Here is a 14,675-nt window from a genome sequence, read left to right on the forward strand (position 1 = left end):
ACGGTCCACGGAGCTCCCATGTCAATCGCGTTCGGCACCCGCAAGGGAAGCACCCCCGAGGGCGGCGCGCCCAAGGGCACTGGACCGGCCGACCCGGCGGCGTCCTCCACGCAGCACCTGCTGCGCCGGAAGCGCCGCCGGGAGGCGGCCCGCGCCCTCGCCTTCCTCTCGCCCTGGCTGATCGGCTTCAGCGTCTTCTTCGCCTACCCGCTGATCTCGACCGCCTACTTCTCCTTCACCCAGTACAACGGCTTCGGCGCGCCCAGCTTCAACGGGCTCAAGAACTGGGACTACGTCTTCAACGAGCTGCCGACGTTCTGGCAGGGCCTGCGCAACACCCTGTGGCTGGTCGTCGTCATGGTGACCCTGCGGGTCGCCTTCGGCCTCGGCATCGGGCTGCTGATCACCAAGATCAAGACCGGCGTCGGGTTCTTCCGGACGGTCTTCTACCTGCCCTACCTGGCCCCGCCGGTGGCCGCCACCGTCGCCTTCGCCTTCCTGCTCAACCCGGGCACCGGCCCGCTCAACCACCTGCTCGGCGAGCTCGGCCTGCCGCAGCCCGGCTGGTTCGCCGACCCGGACTGGTCCAAGCCGGCGCTCACCATGCTCGCCATGTGGGGCGTCGGAGACCTGATGGTCATCTTCATGGCCTCGCTGCTGGACGTCCCCAAGGAGCAGTACGAGGCGGCCGAGCTGGACGGCGCCGGCCCGTTCCAGAAGTTCCGGTACGTCACGCTGCCGAACATCTCGCCGATCATCATGTTCGCGGTGGTCACCGGGGTCATCCAGACCATGCAGTACTACACCCAGGCGATCGTCGCCGGGAAGGTCGCCAGCGGCATCGCGGGCAACTCCGGCCAGCCGTTCGAGCCGGGCTTCCCGCAGGGCTCCACCTGGACCCTGCCGCAGATGGTCTACAACCTCGGCTTCCAGCGCTTCAACTACGGCGCGGCCTGCGTCGTCGCCCTGGTGCTGTTCGCCATCTCGATGGCCGTCACCTCGATCCTGCTCCGCCGCCGCTCCGGCTTCATGGCGAGCGACGACTAGCGGACCCCTGAGGACCCCACCATGACTCTCAGCTCCACGCTCACCGAGGCGCCCTCCCGGGCCGGCGCCTCCCGGGCCGGCGCCTCCCGGGCCGGCGGCCCCGCCGCCCGGGCGGCCCGGCGCCGCGCAGTGCTCGAATGGGTGGCCGTGCACTCGCTGGCCATCGCGGCCGCGCTGTTCTTCCTGCTGCCCTTCGTCTTCGTCTTCCTCACCTCGGTGATGGACGACCAGCAGGCGCTCACCACCGACTACTGGCCCACCCGCTGGGAGTGGGGCAACTACGGCAAGGTGTGGGACACCCCCGGCTTCCTCACCTGGTGGCGCAACACCCTGGTGTACGCCGGCGCCGGCACCCTGCTGACCGTCGTCTCCAGCCTGCCGGTCGCCTACGCCCTCGCCAAGTTCCGCTTCCGCGGCCGCAATCTGGCACTGATGGCGGTCATCGCGATGATGATGCTGCCGCCGCAGGTCACCGTCATCCCGATGTACCTGTTCTGGGCCAAGCAGATGGGCATGGACGGCTCGCTCTGGCCGCTGATCATCCCGATGGCCTTCGGCGACGCGTTCTCGATCTTCCTGCTGCGCCAGTTCCTGATGACCATCCCCAAGGAGTACATCGAGGCCGCCCGGATCGACGGCTGCGGCGACCTGCGCACCCTGCTGCGGGTGGTCCTGCCGATGGCCAAGCCGGCCATCGCCGCCGTCGCCCTGTTCCAGTTCTTCTACTGCTGGAACGACTACTTCGGCCCGCAGATCTACGCCAGCAACAACCACCAGGCCTGGACCCTCAGTTACGGCCTGGAGTCGTTCAAGGCCGCCCACCACACCAACTGGAACCTCACCATGGCCGCCACCCTGCTGGTGATGGCGCCGGTGATCGTCCTCTTCTTCTTCGCACAGAAGGCCTTCATCGAAGGCGTGACACTGACAGGGGTCAAGGGCTGATGTCCGCCACACTCAAGTCCGGCAGTTCCCCGCTCAAGCTGGCCATCGTCGGCGGCGGCTCGACGTACACCCCCGAGCTGATCGACGGCTTCGCCCGGCTTCGCGACACCCTGCCGATCGGCGAGCTGGTGCTGATCGACCCGGCCGCCGAGCGGCTGGAGCTGATCGGCGGCCTGGCCCGGCGGATCTTCGCCAAGCAGGGGCACGGCGCGGCCGTCACCCTGACGACGGACCTGACGGCGGGGGTCGCCGACGCCGACGCCGTCCTGCTCCAGCTGCGGGTCGGCGGGCAGGCGGCGCGCGACCAGGACGAGACCTGGCCGCTGGAGTGCGGCTGCGTCGGCCAGGAGACCACCGGCGCCGGCGGGCTCGCCAAGGCGCTGCGCACCGTCCCGGTCGTGCTGGACATCGCCGAACGGGTCCGCCGCACCAACCCGGACGCCTGGATCGTCGACTTCACCAACCCGGTCGGCATCGTCACCCGGGCCCTGCAGAACGCCGGCCACAGGGCCGTCGGGCTGTGCAACGTCGCGATCGGCTTCCAGCGCAAGTTCGCGGCGCACCTGGGGGTGGCTCCGGAGCTGGTCCGGCTGGACCACGTCGGGCTCAACCACCTGACCTGGGAGCGCGGGGTCACCCTGCTCGACGCGCCCGGTTCCGCCACCGGGCAGGAGGTGCTGCCCGCACTGCTGCAGGACCTCGGCAAGGAGATCGCGGACGACCTCCGCCTGCCGCAGGGCTTCGTGCAGCGGCTCGGCGCGGTGCCCTCGTACTACCTGCGGTACTTCTACCAGCACGACGCGGTGGTCGAGGAGCTCAGGGCGCAGGGCTCGCGGGCCGCGCAGGTCGCCGAGATCGAGCGGCAGCTGCTGGAGCTGTACGCCGACCCGGGTCTGGACACCAAGCCCGAGCTGCTCGGCAAGCGCGGCGGGGCGTTCTACTCCGAGGCGGCCGTCCAGCTCATCGCCTCGCTGCTGGGCACCGGCGGCGGGACCTCCGTGCAGGTGGTGAACACCCGCAACGACGGCGTGCTGCCGTTCCTGCCGGACGACGCCGTCATCGAGGTCCCGGCCGAGGTGGACGCCGCCGGCGTGCGGCCGCTGCCGCAGCGTCCCGTCGAGCCGCTGTTCGCCGGGCTGATCGCCGCCGTCACCTCGTACGAGCACCTCGCGCTCGACGCCGCCCTGCGCGGCGGCCGCGACCGGGTCTTCGACGCCCTGCTCGCCCACCCGCTGGTCGGCCAGATCGAACTCGCCGACCGGCTCGCGGACCGGCTGCTCGCCCACAACCGCGAGCACCTCGCCTGGGCCTGAGCGTCCGGTGCCCAGCCCGCCACGGATCGTCACGGATCGCGGGCCGGGCACCGCGAGGAGACCGACCATCCCCGGCCGGGGCTCACGGCCGGGCACCCCGGCCGGGGCTCACGGCCGGGCACCCCGGCCGGGGCTCACGGCCGGGCCACGTACGATCCGCGGGGACCCGATGACCCACCAGCCCGAACCTCTCCTGCCCGGCGTACTCGCCATCGACGCGGGCAACTCCAAGACCGACGTCGCCCTGATCGGCGCCGACGGCACCGTCCTGGGCACCGCCCGCGGCGGCGGCTTCGCACCCCAGAAGATCGGCGGCGCCGCAGCCGTCGCCGGCCTCGCCCCGCTGGTCGAGGAGGCCGCCGCGGCGGCCGGCCACCCCTCCTGGCACGGCCTGCTCACCAGCCACGTCAGCGCCTGTCTGGCCAACGCCGACCTCCCGGTCGAGGAGGAGGCACTGCGCACCGCCCTCGAATCGCACCCCTGGGGCGCCAGCAACACCGTCGTCAACGACACCTTCGGCCTGTTGCGGGCCGGCACCGACGGCCCGCGCGGGGTCGCCGTGGTCTGCGGCGCCGGGATCAACTGCGTCGGCCTGCTCCCGGACGGGCGCACCGCCCGCTTCCCCGCCCTCGGCGAGCTCACCGGCGACTGGGGCGGCGGCTCCGGGCTCGCCATCACCAGCATGTGGCACGCCGTCCGCTCGGAGGACGGGCGGGGCGGGCCGACCGCGCTGGCCCGGGCCATCGCCGAGCACTTCGGCCTGCCCAGCGCCGGGGCCGTCGCCGAGGCCGTCCACCTCGGGCACCTGCCGAGCACCCGGCTGCACGAGATCGTCCGGGTGCTGTTCGCGGTCGCGGGCGAGGGGGACGCCACCGCCCTGGAGCTGATCGACCGGCAGGCGGACGAGATCGTCCGGCTGGCCGTCGTCGCGCTGAGACGGCTGGACCTGCTGGACGCGCCCGCCCCGGTGGTGCTCGGCGGCGGGGTGCTCGCCTCCCGACAACCGCTGCTGCTCGACAACCTCACGGCCCGCCTGACCGTGGCCGCGCCGCTCGCCGAGCCGCGGGTGGTCGTCGCGCCGCCCGTCCTGGGCGCGGCGCTGCTCGGGCTCGACCACCTGGGCAGGGACCCGAAGGCCCAGGCGCGGGTGCGCGAGGCGTACGAGGCACAGCGGCCGGTCGCGGCCTGATGCCTTCCCGGTCGTCGCCCGCACTGCCTCCCCGAGACGTCCCGTCCCCGCCGGATCCGCACGTCCGGCGGGGACGGGAACCGTTCACCGCGCGCCGGTCGTGTACCCGAGTGCAGCCCGTCGCCGCCGCCCGGGGAGACTTGTGCCATGGCCGTGCCCCGCATACTCCTCGCCGCCGCCGTGCTGACCGGCACCGCGCTGGCCTGCCTCACCGGCTGCACCCCCGCCGACTCCCGCCCGACGGTGACCGCGGCCTCCTCCGCCGCCGCCCTCGCCGACGACGGGGCCGACGATCTGCTGGACGACGATGACGACCTCGCCGACGACGCGGCCGCCGACTCCCCGGTCGCGGGCACCGTCGCCGCCCCCGCCCCCAGCGACCCGTGCCCGGCGCCCGGCCACCAGGTGCTGATCATCGTCTCCGCCGACCCGGGCGACCTCACCGCCCAGTCCGCCCGCCACACCTGCGGCCCGCCCCACTACGAAGCCACCGGCACGCCCGTCCACTACGGCTTCGCGGCGTCCGGCGTGGCCGCGACGCTGGTCGACCGCCCGCACGAGGACGCGGCGAAGCCCGTCCAGCTGGACGAACTGGTCACCCACCTCAACGACTGCCTCGCCGACCGCGACCCGGCCGACCCGTACGCCTGCTACGGCAACGCCTACGACGTGGTGCTCGACTCGCACGGGCGGATCACGCGGATCGCGGAGATCGAGGAGCAGTAGGGGGCGGTCCGCTCGGCTCAGGGTTCAGGAGGGCGGCGGCCTCGGCCGGCCGCGAGCGGCGGGGCCCGGGCGGCACGGAGTCGCGGGCGGCGTGCTGGACCAGGGTGTACCCGGACGGGCATGCGGACAAGGTAGGGCACCGGCTCGGGGGCCGGGAAGGGGCGGCTGTGATCGTTCGGTGCGGGTCACGGGGAGGGCCCGGGGGGACGAATACGGTGTAAACGGTCCCCTCAACTGTTGAGATACGGCTTCGCTACGCGTGTCAACCGCCCTCCAGCTGCGGCCTTTTGACTTTCGGTACGTTCAGCGGGTGTTTCCTTGGGGCTCGTCTTACTGTCGCCGTCGTTGACCCGGTTTCGGCGGCGGTGCTTTGCTTCCGGCCGTCGGCAGTGAACCGGTCCCCCATCCCCACTTCACTGACTGTTCATGACGAACCGCCAGTGGCTCCGGGCCACCGTCGTTGCTCCTCCCCATTTGTCCCCCCACAGTGCCGTCGCGCCCTACCGGTGTGCGGTCGGCATGAGAGAGGAACCCTCACGATGGGCATGTCCCCCACCTCCCGCCGGGCGCGAGTCCGGGCCCTGACCGGGCTCAGCGCGCTGGCGCTGGCCGCCACCGGTTTCGCCGCCGCTCCGGCCGCCCAGGCGGACCAGCCGAGCAGCGAGTTCGCCGGAAACAGCCACCCGTACCGGCACGGCGTCGTCCCCACCAAGGAGAGTGCCGAGCACGCCAACGCCTCCTCCGCGGCCGCGACCCGTACGTCGAACCTGAAGTACGGCGGCGGCGTCGACGGCATCGGTGTCACCACCGGCGCGCCGAAGGTCTACCTGGTCATCTGGGGCTCCCAGTGGGGCACCCAGGGCACCGACGCCAACGGGTACACGACGATGTCCGGCGACCCGTCGGGCGAGGCCGTCCGCGCGCAGCAGCTGTACAAGGGCCTGGGCACCAACAACGAGCTCTGGTCCGGCGTTCTGACCCAGTACTGCGAGGGCGTCGCCAAGGGCTCCACCACCTGCGGGTCCACCAACCCGCACGTCGGCTACCCGACCGGCGGCGCGCTGGCCGGCGTCTGGGTGGACGAGTCGGCCGCCGCGCCGAACCAGGCCACCGGCAACCAGATCGCGGCCGAGGCCGTGAAGGCCGCCGGGCACTTCGGCAACACCACCGCGGCCTCCAACCGCAACGCGCAGTACATCGTGCTCTCGCCCACCGGCACCCACCCGGACGGCTTCAACACCTCCACGGGCAACTTCTGCGCCTGGCACGACTGGAACGGCGACACCACGCTGAGCGGCGGCGCCGCCGCCTCGCCGTACGGTGACGTGGCGTTCAGCAACAACCCGTACGTGACGGACATGGGCACCTCCTGCGGCCAGAACTACGTCAACAGCGGCAGCGCCGGCACGCTGGACGGCGTGACCATCGTGTACGGCCACGAGTACGCGGAGACCGTCACCGACCAGAACCCGGCCGGGGGTTGGACCGACTCCTCCGGCGCCGAGAACGGCGACAAGTGCGCCTGGAAGGGCACCGGCGGCACCGGCGGCGCACAGAACGTGGCCTTCTCGACCGGCTCCTTCGCCATGCAGGCGACCTGGTCGAACGCGGTCAGCGCCTGCCAGATCTCGCACGCGATCGTCCCCTGAGGCACCGCCTATGACGCTCTGACACAGGGGTAGAGCGCCGGGGTGGGTTGTGCGGGCCCACCCCGGCGCTCGTCGCGTTCCCGGGGAGTGTTCCTAGGAAGGCGAGACCAGGCCGAACTCGTAGGCCTGGATGACCAGATGGACCCGGTCACGGGCGTCCAGCTTGGTGAACAGCCGGGCGACGTGCGCCTTGGCGGTGGCCACGCTGATGGTGAGCTCCTCGGCGATCTCCGTGTTGGACAGGCCCCGGCCCACCAGGGTCAGCACCTCCCGCTCGCGCTCGGTGATGCCCTCGACGACGGCCCGCCGGGGCCGGTCGGCGGCGGCGGTCTCCGGGCGGGCGGCGAACTCGCCGATCAGGCGGCGGGTGATGCCGGGAGCGATCAGGGCGTCCCCGGCGGCGACGACCCGCACGCCGTCCAGGATGGTCTCCAGGGCGAGGTCCTTGACCAGGAAGCCGCTCGCCCCGGCGCGCAGCGCACCGTACACGTAGTCGTCGTCGTCGAAGGTGGTGAGGACGAGCACGTGGGTGGGCAGTTGGGGGTCGGCGGTGATCCGGCGGGTGGCCTCGATGCCGTCCATGCCGGGCATCCGGATGTCCATCACGGCGACGTCCGGGCGCAGCCGGGCGACCAGTTCGACGGCCTCGGCACCGTTGCCCGCCTCGCCGACCACCTCCAGGTCGGGGGCGTCGGCGATGAGCACCCGCAGGCCGGTGCGGATGAGCGGCTGGTCGTCGACCAGGACGACGCGGATCACGGTCCCACCTCCAGGGCGGCTGTTTCGGGGATCGGCAGTCGGGCGGCGACGCGGAAGCCGCCCTCGGAGCGCGGGCCGGCGCTGAACTCGCCGTGCAGCAGGGCGACCCGCTCCCGCATGCCGGCCAGGCCGTAGCCGGTGCCGGGGGTGGCCGTCTGCGCGCCCGCGCCCAGATCGACGACGGTGACGGCGAGTTGCTCGGCGCCATACTCGACGGTGACGTGGCAGTCGCGGGTGCCGGAGTGCTTGACCACGTTGGTGACCGCCTCCTGGACGATCCGGTAGGCGGCGAGGTCCACCTCGGGCGGCAGGGTGCGGGCGTCGCCGCGCCGGGTGAGCGCGACCCGCACTCCGGCAACCGCCGTCTTCTCCACCATCCGGTCCAACTCGTCGAGCCCCGGCGCGACTTCGAGCGGTGCCGACTCCCCCTCGCCCTGCCGCAGCGCGCCCAGCATCCGGCGCAGGCCGGCCAGGGTCTCCCGGCTGGTGGCCTCGATGGCGTTCAGCGCGTTGCGGGTCTCGGCGGGCTGGGTGTCCATGACCCGGCTGCCCATGCCGGCCTGGATCGCGATGATGCCGATGTTGTGGGCGACCATGTCGTGCAACTCGCGGGCGATGCGGAGCCGTTCGGCGGTGACGGCCTGCTCGGTGGCGCGGCCGCGCAGGGCGTCGGCGTGCACGCGGCTCTGGCGGACGGTGTTGCCGATCAGCCAGGCGATCAGGACGGTGGCGGCGAGGCCGGGGTAGGCGTACGGGTTCACGGCGTAGCCGTTGACGGCGCCCCAGGTGAACAGAGTGGCGAGCACGGTCAGCGGCATCGACACCGCGATCGCCGAGACCAGGCGGGAGCGGGTGACCACGCAGTAGCCGACCACCACCTCGGCGATCAGGAACTGCAGCGGCGCCGTCTCCGGGACCCCCCACATCCCGAGCGCGTAGACGCCGCCCGCCAGCACCGCCGCGACCGCCGCCAGCGGCAGCCGCACCAGCAGGAACGCGACCAGGGTGGTGTCCACGGCGGTGACCACCAGCGGCATGTCCTCGGTGTTGCCGTTGTAGTCGAAGAGTAGGCTCAACTCACGGTCCCTGGTGAAGAACCGGAACACCACGACGGTCGTCCAGAACGCCGTCACCCACACGCCCGCGGGCAGGCGCCTGAGCAGGGGCGGGCGGGGTTCGGTGATCATGACGCGATGGTAGCGGCGGGCGGTGCGGCGACACATTGGCCCGCGGGAGTAATCCCGGGGGCGGGTGCGGCCGCTCCTCGCTGTGTCCCGCCGTCCGATGCCCGACCACGGGCCTGACCGGCACCGTTGTCCCCGTGATCGAGATCGAGCGACTGACCAAGCGGTACGGCGCCACCACGGCCGTCGACCAGTTGACCTTCACCGTCCGGCCGGGCGCCGTCACCGGCTTCCTCGGCCCCAACGGCGCGGGCAAGTCCACCACCCTGCGGATGATCCTGGGCCTCAACACCCCCACCGGGGGCGCCGTCACCGTCGACGGCGTGCCCTTCGCGAACCGGCCGCGCGGCCTGCGGCACGTCGGCGCCCTGCTGGACGCCGGGGACGTGCACGGCGGGCGCAGCGCCAGGGCGCACCTGTCGGCGCTGGCCCGCAGCAACCGGATCCCGCTCGGACGGGTGGACGAGGTGCTGACGGAGGTCGGCCTGGGCAAGGCCGCCGGGCGCCGGATCGGCGGCTACTCGCTGGGCATGAAGCAACGCCTCGGCATCGCCGGCGCGCTGCTCGGCGACCCGCCGGTCCTGCTCTTCGACGAGCCGCTGAACGGGCTGGACCCCGAAGGCGTGCTCTGGGTACGCGGACTGTTCCGGCGACTCGCGGACGAGGGGCGGACGGTCTTCGTCTCCAGCCACATGATGGCCGAGATGGAGCACACCGCCGACCACCTGGTGGTGATCGGACGCGGACGCCTGATCGCCGACGAGAGCCTGGCCGAGTTCTCGGCCCGCAACGCGGAGTCGAGCGTGGTCGTACGCGCGCCGGAACTCTCGCAGCTGGCCGCCGCCTTGCGCGCAGAGGGCGCCGAAGTCGGCTTGGTGGAGCCTCAGTTCGGGATCGTCACCGGAATGTCCGCCGAGCGGATCGGTGAACTCGCGCTGCGCCACGGCGTGGTGCTGCACGAGCTCGCCACCCGGACGTCGTCCCTGGAGTCGGCGTTCATGTCCCTGACCGCCGACAGCGTCGAGTACCTGGCTGGAGAGACCCGATGAGCACCATGACCCCGATCCGCGCGGAGGCCGCCCGCGCCACCGAACCGGCGCCCCGGTTCACCGACCTGCTCGCCGCCGAGTGGATCAAACTGCGCTCGCTGCGGTCGACGTACTGGGTGCTGGCGCTCGCCTCGCTGGCGGCGATCGTGATCAACATCAACGCCGTGCACACCGACCTGACCTACATCGACCACCCGCCGCCGCCGATGCCCGGCATGGAGCCGTACAAGTACGACCCGCTGTTCCACGGCCTCAGCAGCATCGCCAGTGACCTGATGGCGGTCGCGGCCGGCAGTCTCGGCGCGATCACCGTGTTCGGCGAGTACACCACCGGGATGATCCGCACCACCTTCGCCGCGGTGCCGGACCGGCGGGGCGTGATCGCGGCCAAGGTGCTGCTGATCGGCGGGATCGCCGGGCTCGCCGGGGTGGTGGTGTCGACGGCGTCCTTCTTCGGCATCAACGCGATGCTGGCTTCCCGGCACGTCGGGCTCTCCATCACCGACGAGGGCTGCCTGCGGGCCGTCCTCGGCTACGCCGCGATCGTGCCGACCTGCGCGCTGATCGGGATGGCGCTTGGCGCGCTGCTGCGGCACGCCACCGCCTCGATCGTGTCGCTGGTGATGCTGATGTTCATCATGCCGCTGATGTTCGGCGGGGACCGCTACCGCTGGCTGAAGGAGATCGGCACCCACCTGCCGCTGGCCACCGTCAGCCGGCTCACCATCAACCCCAACTCCTCGACCACGATGGGCAAGTACGCGCCGAGCGTGCTGGACTCCTGGATCACGATGGGGGTGTGGGCGCTGGTCGCGGTGGCCGTGACGGTGGTCGTGGTGCGACGCCGGGACGTTTGAGGCCCTATCCGAGGTCGAGGCGCCGCGCGGTCCCGGCGGGCAGCTGGTACGGGCGTTCGGGCGGCAGCAGTCGTTGCGCCTTCGCCGCCTGGCCGCCGGCGCGGATCTCGCGCAGTGCGGCCATCGGGAAGCCTCCTGACCGGGCACGGTGCCAGGGCGGACGGGGGCGGCGCAACGGGATTGTCGGGACCACTGGCTCGTCGGGGCTACGGGATGAGCTGGGCACCGATCACGCCGTGCCCGGCCTCGACGGTGGCGCGCCAGACCGGGACGACGGCGTCGAAGAGGCCGGAGACGTCGTCGTCCGCCCCGCGCAGGACCTCCAGGGCCCGCTCGTCCGCCGCCGCCCGGGCGGCGGCGTCCAGGTCGAACACCGCCTCGACGGCGGGCAGGGCGGCCTCCGCCTCCTCCGGGGTGAGGACCATGTCCCCGAACCAGCCGGGAAGCCCCGCCAGCCGCTCGTGGCCGAGGGCGTGGGCCAGGCCGAGCACCGGGTAGCGGTTGCGGGCGGAGACGCAGACGTACGGGCCGATGTCCTTCCCACAATCGTTCCAGGCGTCGTACAGCCCGTCGAGGTCCTGCCCGAGCGGGCCGGACGCCAGCCACTCCAGTTCCTCCGGGCCCAGCCCGTCCCGCCGCCAGCGGCGCAGCAGCTCCCGGTTGTCCGGGTCCGCAGCGTGCTCGGCGAGGAGCGCCCGCAGCCTCGGACCGTGCCGCTCGACGGCGTCGGCGGGCGCGGGGATCAGGAACCACATGCCGGAGTAGCTCATGACCCGGCAGCGTAGGCGCCGCCGCCGACAGCCGGCGGCGGCGCCGGGCGGGTGCGTCAGGCGACGGTGACGGCCGCCTTGGCGCGGAAGGCACCGAGGGTGGCGGCGGCGACGCCGCAGGCGGGGAGGAAGGCGGCGGCGCCGCCGTGGCGCGTGCGGACGCTGGCCAGGAAGACCGACATGGCCTCGGCCGGGGCCTCCAGCAGCGGGGCCGGGATGGACAGGTGGCGGCCCCCGGAGTCGGTGACGCGGGTGGCGCCCTGCCCGTTGAGGGCGGTGCGGTGGCGTTCGGCGAGGTTGGCGAAGATCTGCGGGAGGACGTCGGCGGTGCGGGCGTAGTCGGCGACGATGAGGTCGGCGGGGACGCCGAGGAGGTCGAGCAGCAGGGCGGTCAGCAGGCCGGTGCGGTCCTTGCCGGCGGCGCAGTGGAGCAGGACGGCGCCGGGGCGGGCGGCGGCCTCGACGGCGGCGGTGACGGCCTCGGGGGCGGACTCGGCGAGCAGCACGTAGAACTCGCCGAGGTCGGCGGCGGTGGCCATGGTCGCCATGCAGGCGGTGAGGGCGTCGGTGGCGGGGTTCACCGGGGCGGCGACGACGGCTATCCCGGCCTCCTCGGCGGCGGCCCAGTCGGCGGGGTGGGTCTCGCGGGGGTCGCGCAGGTCGACGATGGTGCGGATGTCGCAGGAGCGCAGCTGGGCGACGACGGCCTCGTCGGCGGCCGGGTAGGGCTGGGCGGAGCGGTAGAGCACACCGGGGCGGATCCGCAGGCCCTCGGGGTCGCTGAAGGCGGCGGAGTCGCGGAAGTTGACCAGGGACATGGGCGAGGGGCCTTTCGGGTGGAGCCGCACGGCGAGCAGAGGAGACATCTAGACGTCTAGATGTCTAACCTGTCACCGGGGTGCCGGGCAAGCCGCAGCCCGCGGGGCACCTCTCCATCCCACCTCCGTCGGCGGGCCACGGCGAGCCGGGACGGGGTCGTCGGCTTCGTAGGATCGGGTCCGTGGCGACGAACCCCCCGAGCACTCCCCCGAACATCCCGCTGTACCGCCGGCTGGCCCGGCAGCTCCAGGAGCGGATCGACGCCGGCGGCTACCCGGCGGGCGCCCGGCTGCCGAGCGAGCCGGAGCTGAGCGCCGAGTTCGGCGTCAACCGGCTGACCGTGCGGCAGGCGGTGGCGGAGCTGGAGCGGGCGGCCGTGGTGGAGATCCGCCGGGGCGTGGGCACCTTCGTCCGCCCGCCCGCGGTGCGGGTGTCGATCGCGGTGGACCCGCGCAGCCAGCGCTTCGACCTCGGCAGCGTGCACGAGGCCCTGCCGGACGGCGGCCAGGGCGGCGGCGACCGGGGCGACGGCGAGTTCGTGGTGGCGGCACCCGCCGTGACCGGCTCGGCGGAGGACGAGGAGGCGGCCCGCCAGCTGGGCCGTACGCCCCGGGAGCTGTCCCGGGTGGACTCGGTGATCCGTCTCGGCGGGCGGGCCCGGGCGGTGTGCAGCTACTGGGTGCCGTTCGGGCCACTGCCTGCCGAGCTGGTCCGGCCGGGCCACGCCGGGAACCTGGTGCTGGACCTGGCGCGGGCGGCCGGGGTGGAACTGGAGTACGACTGGCGGGCCTTCGGCGCGATCGGCGCGGACCTGGCGGACGCCGAGCTGCTGGGCGTCCCGGCGGGCACCCCGCTGCTGGTGCGCGAGGGGGTGAGCTGCACCCCGGACGGCACCCCCGCGCTGTACGTCCGGCGCCGGATCGACGGCAGCAGCGCGCGCTTCGTGCTGCACTTCCGTGAGCGCTGACACCGGCGGCAGCGCCAGCCCCCCGCCCGTAAGGATCCTGATAAAGTCCACCGCCGAAAAATCAGGCCGCACGGGGGTTGGCAGGACACGGTGACCGAGGCGAACGAGTGCGACATATCCACCGAACTGGCCGAGACCTACCTCGACCTGCTCGCCGACGTCTCCCGCACCGGGCGCCTGCTGCGCCGGGACGAGCTGGAGGGCCTGCGCCGGCTCGGTGAGCACTGCGCCGAGGCCGGCTACGGGCTGCGCGAGGTGGTCTCGCAGTGCCTGGCGACGGCCCGGCGGGCCTGGCAGACGCTGCCCGGCACGACCGCCGCGAGCAGTGTCGGCGAGCTGCGCCGGATGGGCGACGCCGTGCTGGCCGCCACCGACGCCGCGCTGGCCGCGCTCGGCGAGGGCCACGAGCGGGCGCAGCGTCTGGCGGTCCGCCAGGAGGAGGCGGCCAGGCGGGAGTTCATCGACGACCTGCTGTTCGGCCGCAGCGACCTGGGCCTCCTGGCGGAGCGTGCGGAGCGGTTCGGGCTGCGGCTGGCGGGCGCGTACACGGTGGCGGTGGCGGTGGGCGACGAGCAGTTCGCGGACGTGCATCCGCTGGTGCACCGGGTGGAGCGGGAGCTGGCCGGGCGGTTCGGCGAACGGGACGTGCTCCTGGCCAGCAAGGACGGTCGGCTGGTCTGCATCGCCCCGGACTCCGAGCGGGCCGTGCTGGAGGCCTTCGCGGACCTGACGCTGCGCCCCGGCCCCGGCTACCGCCCGGTGCTGCGGGTGGCGACCGGCCGCCGGCACTCGGGCGCGAGCGGGGTGCCGCGCAGCTACGAGGAGGCGCTGGACGCGCTGGACTACGCCCAGCGGCTGGCCCTGCCCGGCAACCGGCTGAAGGCCGAGGAGCTGCTGGTCTTCCCGGTGCTGATGCGCGACCGGGCGGCGATGGCCGACCTGGTGCGCAGCGTGCTCGGCCCGCTGACCGAGGCGCGCGGCGGCGCCCGGCCGCTGCTGGACACCATCGCGGTGCAGGCGGAGGCGGCGTACGTGAACGCGGAGGCGGCGCGCCGGCTGGGGCTGAGCGTGCGCACCCTGGGCTACCGGCTGGAGCGGATCAAGGCGCTCACGGGGTACGACCCCTCGGACGCGCTGCAGCGCTTCACCCTGGAGACGGCGGCGATGGGTGCGCGGCTGCTGAACTGGCCGGAGCAGCCGCTCTAGGGGCCTGTCCGGCGGATGTTGTCGCGGGCCCGGCAGGATCCGCCGGACAGGCCCCGGGGCGCGCCCGAACCCCGGCTGACCTGCTCGGGGCCGTCCTGTTGCCCGGTTGTCGCAATGTCACGGGGAGTGCGCGTACCAGGGTGTCAAAAGGCCGTAAAGATTGCCGGATCCTGGCAATGTGCGGACGCCACTCCC

Annotated in this window: 14 protein-coding genes; 10 read left to right on the forward strand and 4 right to left on the reverse strand. The window is 73.2% G+C overall.

The features are described 5' to 3' along the window. Positions 1 to 18 precede the first annotated feature (18 nt). The 6 genes from ACWC9T_RS05295 (at position 19) to ACWC9T_RS05320 (ending at position 6,869) form a co-directional block, all read left to right on the forward strand. Positions 19 to 1,047 (forward strand): carbohydrate ABC transporter permease, encoded by a 1,029-nt coding sequence (locus ACWC9T_RS05295; protein WP_449819698.1) that lies wholly within the window; start codon positions 19 to 21, stop codon positions 1,045 to 1,047. 21 nt (positions 1,048 to 1,068) lie between these two features. Further along, positions 1,069 to 1,992, forward strand: coding sequence for a carbohydrate ABC transporter permease (locus ACWC9T_RS05300; protein WP_449819699.1), 924 nt, complete (start codon positions 1,069 to 1,071; stop codon positions 1,990 to 1,992). After that, a complete protein-coding gene (locus ACWC9T_RS05305; RefSeq protein ID WP_449819700.1) occupies positions 1,992 to 3,305 on the forward strand; it encodes a 6-phospho-beta-glucosidase in 1,314 nt (437 codons plus the stop codon). The genes ACWC9T_RS05300 and ACWC9T_RS05305 overlap by 1 nt, the downstream gene beginning before the upstream one ends. Before the next feature lie 169 nt (positions 3,306 to 3,474). Beyond that, positions 3,475 to 4,494 carry an N-acetylglucosamine kinase gene (locus tag ACWC9T_RS05310; RefSeq protein ID WP_449819701.1) on the forward strand — a complete coding sequence of 340 codons (1,020 nt, stop codon included), beginning with the start codon at positions 3,475 to 3,477 and terminating at the stop codon, positions 4,492 to 4,494. Between the two features lie 147 nt (positions 4,495 to 4,641). After that, on the forward strand, positions 4,642 to 5,220 hold the full coding sequence (locus ACWC9T_RS05315) for a hypothetical protein (RefSeq protein ID WP_449819702.1): 579 nt from the start codon (positions 4,642 to 4,644) through the stop codon (positions 5,218 to 5,220). Positions 5,221 to 5,759: 539 nt separating this feature from the next. After that, entirely contained in the window at positions 5,760 to 6,869 is a 1,110-nt protein-coding gene (locus ACWC9T_RS05320) for a hypothetical protein (protein ID WP_449819703.1), read from the forward strand. A 93-nt stretch (positions 6,870 to 6,962) separates the two neighbouring features. Here the strand turns inward: ACWC9T_RS05320 and ACWC9T_RS05325 are convergent, their stop codons facing one another. Together ACWC9T_RS05325 and ACWC9T_RS05330 are read right to left on the reverse strand one after the other, a co-directional pair. Then, positions 6,963 to 7,628 carry a response regulator gene (locus ACWC9T_RS05325; protein ID WP_449819704.1) on the reverse strand — a complete coding sequence of 222 codons (666 nt, stop codon included), beginning with the start codon at positions 7,626 to 7,628 and terminating at the stop codon, positions 6,963 to 6,965. After that, positions 7,625 to 8,815, reverse strand: a complete 1,191-nt coding sequence (locus ACWC9T_RS05330) for a sensor histidine kinase (RefSeq protein ID WP_449819705.1) — start codon at positions 8,813 to 8,815, stop codon at positions 7,625 to 7,627. The genes ACWC9T_RS05325 and ACWC9T_RS05330 overlap by 4 nt, the downstream gene beginning before the upstream one ends. Before the next feature lie 134 nt (positions 8,816 to 8,949). On the opposite strand from ACWC9T_RS05330, the gene ACWC9T_RS05335 reads away from it, so the two are divergent. Together ACWC9T_RS05335 and ACWC9T_RS05340 are read left to right on the forward strand one after the other, a co-directional pair. Next, positions 8,950 to 9,861, forward strand: a complete 912-nt coding sequence (locus ACWC9T_RS05335; protein ID WP_449819706.1) for an ABC transporter ATP-binding protein — start codon at positions 8,950 to 8,952, stop codon at positions 9,859 to 9,861. Beyond that, entirely contained in the window at positions 9,858 to 10,718 is an 861-nt protein-coding gene (locus ACWC9T_RS05340) for an ABC transporter permease (protein ID WP_449819707.1), read from the forward strand. The genes ACWC9T_RS05335 and ACWC9T_RS05340 overlap by 4 nt, the downstream gene beginning before the upstream one ends. A 206-nt stretch (positions 10,719 to 10,924) precedes the next feature. On the opposite strand, the gene ACWC9T_RS05345 is transcribed toward ACWC9T_RS05340, so the two are convergent. Both ACWC9T_RS05345 and ACWC9T_RS05350 read right to left on the reverse strand, forming a co-directional pair. Next, positions 10,925 to 11,488 (reverse strand): hypothetical protein, encoded by a 564-nt coding sequence (locus ACWC9T_RS05345; RefSeq protein WP_449819708.1) that lies wholly within the window; start codon positions 11,486 to 11,488, stop codon positions 10,925 to 10,927. 56 nt (positions 11,489 to 11,544) lie between these two features. Beyond that, positions 11,545 to 12,306: a tyrosine-protein phosphatase gene (locus ACWC9T_RS05350; RefSeq protein WP_449819709.1), complete on the reverse strand. Its 762-nt coding sequence runs from the start codon at positions 12,304 to 12,306 to the stop codon at positions 11,545 to 11,547. Between the two features lie 182 nt (positions 12,307 to 12,488). Here ACWC9T_RS05350 and ACWC9T_RS05355 point away from each other — a divergent pair, with 182 nt between their 5' ends. Both ACWC9T_RS05355 and ACWC9T_RS05360 read left to right on the forward strand, forming a co-directional pair. Beyond that, positions 12,489 to 13,274, forward strand: coding sequence for a GntR family transcriptional regulator (locus tag ACWC9T_RS05355; protein ID WP_449819710.1), 786 nt, complete (start codon positions 12,489 to 12,491; stop codon positions 13,272 to 13,274). Positions 13,275 to 13,364: 90 nt separating this feature from the next. Further along, complete coding sequence (locus ACWC9T_RS05360; RefSeq protein ID WP_449819711.1) at positions 13,365 to 14,480, forward strand: PucR family transcriptional regulator; 1,116 nt, start codon at positions 13,365 to 13,367, stop codon at positions 14,478 to 14,480. Positions 14,481 to 14,675 lie beyond the last annotated feature (195 nt).

This window comes from Kitasatospora sp. NPDC001159, from assembly GCF_053598235.1.

Excerpts from the sequence above, each read along its gene's own strand:
- ACWC9T_RS05295 (WP_449819698.1), top strand. The coding sequence starts at position 19 with ATGTCAATCGCGTTCGGCACCCGCAAGGGAAGCACCCCCGAGGGCGGC.
- ACWC9T_RS05300 (WP_449819699.1), top strand. The coding sequence starts at position 1,069 with ATGACTCTCAGCTCCACGCTCACCGAGGCGCCCTCCCGGGCCGGCGCC.
- ACWC9T_RS05305 (WP_449819700.1), top strand. The coding sequence starts at position 1,992 with ATGTCCGCCACACTCAAGTCCGGCAGTTCCCCGCTCAAGCTGGCCATC.
- ACWC9T_RS05310 (WP_449819701.1), top strand. The coding sequence starts at position 3,475 with ATGACCCACCAGCCCGAACCTCTCCTGCCCGGCGTACTCGCCATCGAC.
- ACWC9T_RS05315 (WP_449819702.1), top strand. The coding sequence starts at position 4,642 with ATGGCCGTGCCCCGCATACTCCTCGCCGCCGCCGTGCTGACCGGCACC.
- ACWC9T_RS05320 (WP_449819703.1), top strand. The coding sequence starts at position 5,760 with ATGGGCATGTCCCCCACCTCCCGCCGGGCGCGAGTCCGGGCCCTGACC.
- ACWC9T_RS05330 (WP_449819705.1), bottom strand. The coding sequence starts at position 8,815 with ATGATCACCGAACCCCGCCCGCCCCTGCTCAGGCGCCTGCCCGCGGGC.
- ACWC9T_RS05340 (WP_449819707.1), top strand. The coding sequence starts at position 9,858 with ATGAGCACCATGACCCCGATCCGCGCGGAGGCCGCCCGCGCCACCGAA.
- ACWC9T_RS05345 (WP_449819708.1), bottom strand. The coding sequence starts at position 11,488 with ATGAGCTACTCCGGCATGTGGTTCCTGATCCCCGCGCCCGCCGACGCC.
- ACWC9T_RS05350 (WP_449819709.1), bottom strand. The coding sequence starts at position 12,306 with ATGTCCCTGGTCAACTTCCGCGACTCCGCCGCCTTCAGCGACCCCGAG.